The organism is Parvibaculum sp. (genome assembly GCF_049672805.1).
Taxonomy (GTDB): domain Bacteria; phylum Pseudomonadota; class Alphaproteobacteria; order Parvibaculales; family Parvibaculaceae; genus Parvibaculum.
This window is the reverse complement of record NZ_JBATWS010000317.1, coordinates 1-2730: the sequence shown is the minus strand read 5'-3', so window position 1 is coordinate 2730 and position 2730 is coordinate 1. Positions and strand designations below refer to the sequence as shown.

Annotated in this window: 3 protein-coding genes; 1 reads left to right on the top strand and 2 read right to left on the bottom strand. The window is 60.0% G+C overall.

Annotated elements, in window-relative coordinates; genetic code table 11:
• Positions 1-174: 174 nt before the first annotated feature.
• Positions 175-864, bottom strand: coding sequence for a RadC family protein (gene radC, locus WBF74_RS10060; RefSeq protein ID WP_424439013.1), 690 nt, complete (start codon positions 862-864; stop codon positions 175-177).
• A gap of 15 nt (positions 865-879) precedes the next feature.
• The gene (map, locus tag WBF74_RS10055) at positions 880-1701 is read right to left on the bottom strand and encodes a type I methionyl aminopeptidase (RefSeq protein ID WP_424439010.1); all 822 of its coding nucleotides are present in this window, start codon (positions 1699-1701) and stop codon (positions 880-882) included.
• Between the two features lie 121 nt (positions 1702-1822).
• Between map and WBF74_RS10050 the strand changes: the two genes are divergently transcribed.
• Positions 1823-2605 (top strand): competence/damage-inducible protein A, encoded by a 783-nt coding sequence (locus WBF74_RS10050; protein ID WP_424439007.1) that lies wholly within the window; start codon positions 1823-1825, stop codon positions 2603-2605.
• Positions 2606-2730 lie beyond the last annotated feature (125 nt).

The window sequence follows — 2730 nt, the reverse complement described above, 5'->3', positions numbered from 1 at the left end:
CTCATGGAATGAGGCGGGACTTCCTATCGGCTCGCAGTTTGCGGCATCGCTTGGCGGTGAGAAGGTCCTTTTTGAACTTGCCTATGAACTGGAGCAGGCTCGCCCGTGGGCAGATAAATACGCGCCGATATTTGCGGGATAGGGCTTGAAAGGTGGGGCTTCGGCCCCGCCTTTTCATATCAGGCCGAGCGAACGGAAGCTTGCATGTCGCCCCTTGCCGACGACAAGATGATCGTGGATTTCAATGCCGAGGGGCCGCGCGGTGTCCACAATCTGGCGTGTCATCTCTACATCGGCATTTGAGGGGGTTGGGTCGCCAGACGGGTGGTTGTGGACGAGGATAAGCGCGGAGGCGTTCAGCTCCAGCGCGCGTTTCACCACCTCGCGGGGATAGACGGGCGTGTGGTCCACCGTTCCCCTTTGCTGAACCTCATCGGCGATCAGCACATTCTTGCGATCGAGAAAGAGGATGCGGAACTGCTCCACCGGATTATGCGCCATGGAGGCAGCGCAATACTCAAGTAGCGCATCCCATGAGCCGATCACTTCCTTTTTCATCACCTTTGCCTGTGCGAGCCGCAGCCCGGCTTCCCGTATGATGCGGAACTCGGTGATGATCGTGTCTGAGACGCCCCTCACCTCGCGCAGCCTTGCCGGGTCTGCATTGATGGCTTCCGAGAAGCCGCCAAAGCGCGCGATGATTTCCTTGGCGAGCGGCTTCACATCGCGGCGCGGCACGGCGCGAAAGAGAATGAGTTCGAGAAGCTCGTAGTCAGGCAGCGTTTCGGGCGAGGTGAGAAAGCGGGCGCGCAGCCGCTCCCGATGGCCTGCATAATGCGGTGTTTCCTTCGCCCCGTCCCCCACGGCGCGATTTCCGCCTTACGCGTAGGGCGGGCAGTCGAGACCCGCTGGCGATTTGGTGAAAATCTCGCAGCCATCTGCCGTGATACCGATCGAATGTTCGAACTGGGCGGAGAGGGAGCGGTCGCGCGTTACGGCGGTCCAGCCATCGGAGAGGATTTTCACGCCCGGTTTGCCGAGATTGATCATCGGTTCGATGGTGAAGAACATGCCTTCCTTCAGCGTTGCGCCCTGTCCCTTGCGGCCATAGTGGAGCACATTCGGCGCATCATGGAAGACGCGGCCAAGACCATGGCCGCAAAACTCGCGCACCACGGAGCAGCGCTGGCTTTCCGCATATTCCTGAATGGCCCAGCCAATATCGCCGAGCGTTGCGCCGGGCTTCACCACGGCAATGGCGCGCATCAGCGATTCATAGGTGACGTCCACGAGGCGCTGCGCCTTGCGAGGGGCTTCACCTGCGAAATACATACGGTTCGTGTCGCCGTGCCAGCCATCGAGAATATAGGTCACATCCACATTGATCGCGTCGCCTTCGCGCAGCACGCGGTCCCCCGGTATGCCGTGGCAGACGACATGGTTGATGGAGGTGCAGCAGGATTTGCGGAACCCGCGATAGTTTAGCGGTGCCGGATAGGCGCCATGATCCATCCCGAACTCGAAGACGAGGCGGTCGATGTGATCCGTCGTGATGCCAGGGCGGATTTCGGTGACGAGCATGTCCAGCGCCTCTGCGGCAAGCCGACCCACGCGGCGCATGCCCTCAAAGGCTTCTGCATCATGAATCTTGATCCGCCCGACATTGCGTTCGGGGGCGTCAACGGCATCTGTATAGCTCATATCGCGTCTTGCTCGGGGCTCGGGTGGGTGTTTTCCTAACATAGTGCCCATAGCCCTCATTTGAAAGCAGGGGCGGGAGAGCGGTATTCTCGGGCAAGGATGCGTTGCAGGGAAGTTTCACATGCCGGAGAAAGAGGCGCAGGCGCGCCCGAAAATGGTTACTGCCAGTGTTTTGCTCATCGGCGATGAGATTCTCTCCGGCCGCACGCGGGATTCGAACCTTTCCTATATTGCGACGCATCTGAACAAGATCGGCATTCAGGTGCGCGAGGCGCGGGTGATCCCCGATATTGAGGATGTGATCGTCGCCGCCGTGAACGAGCTTCGCGCGCGCTATGACTATGTTTTCACCACGGGCGGCCTCGGGCCGACGCATGATGACATTACCGCCGATGCGATTGCCCGGGCTTTTGGTGTGGGTATCGACTATCACCCCGAGGCGGTGAAGGTGCTCGACGAGCATTACAAGGAGACGGGCGGGGAGTTCACCAAGGCGCGGATGCGCATGGCGCGCCTGCCCGAAGGGGCGGTGATGATCGCCAATCCGCTCAGCAAGGCGCCGGGCTTCCAGATCGGCAATGTCTTCGTGATGGCAGGCATCCCCATGATCATGCAGGTGATGCTGGACAGCCTGACCGACCGGCTGGAGGGCGGGGCGGCCATGCAAAGCCGCACAGTGACAGCCCAGATCGGGGAGGGGACCATTGCCGAAAGGCTCGGCGACCTGCAACTTCGGCACCCGGAAGTGGGGATTGGCAGCTATCCCTATTATCGGGGCAAGAGTTTCGGCACGAGTATCGTTATGAGGGCCGTCGATTCGAGGGCGCTGGAGAAGGTCGAGCAGGAGGTGGTGGCGCTGATGCGGGAGTTTGGCGTCGAGCCTCTTATGGGTGACAGAAGCTGAAACCCCAAGGATTCCGGGGGTTTTGTCGCAAATCTGCAACAGATTTTGCCAACATTACGAAAGTTTCAGCATTTCTGCCGTTTCCGGGCGTTTCAATTTTCGTGTGAGCGATTAGAGTTCCCCCA

What these genes read in the sequence shown, in the direction of transcription:
- map (WP_424439010.1), bottom strand. Translation starts at nt 1,701, where the DNA reads ATGAGCTATACAGATGCCGTTGACGCCCCCGAACGCAATGTCGGGCGG.
- WBF74_RS10050 (WP_424439007.1), top strand. Translation starts at nt 1,823, where the DNA reads ATGCCGGAGAAAGAGGCGCAGGCGCGCCCGAAAATGGTTACTGCCAGT.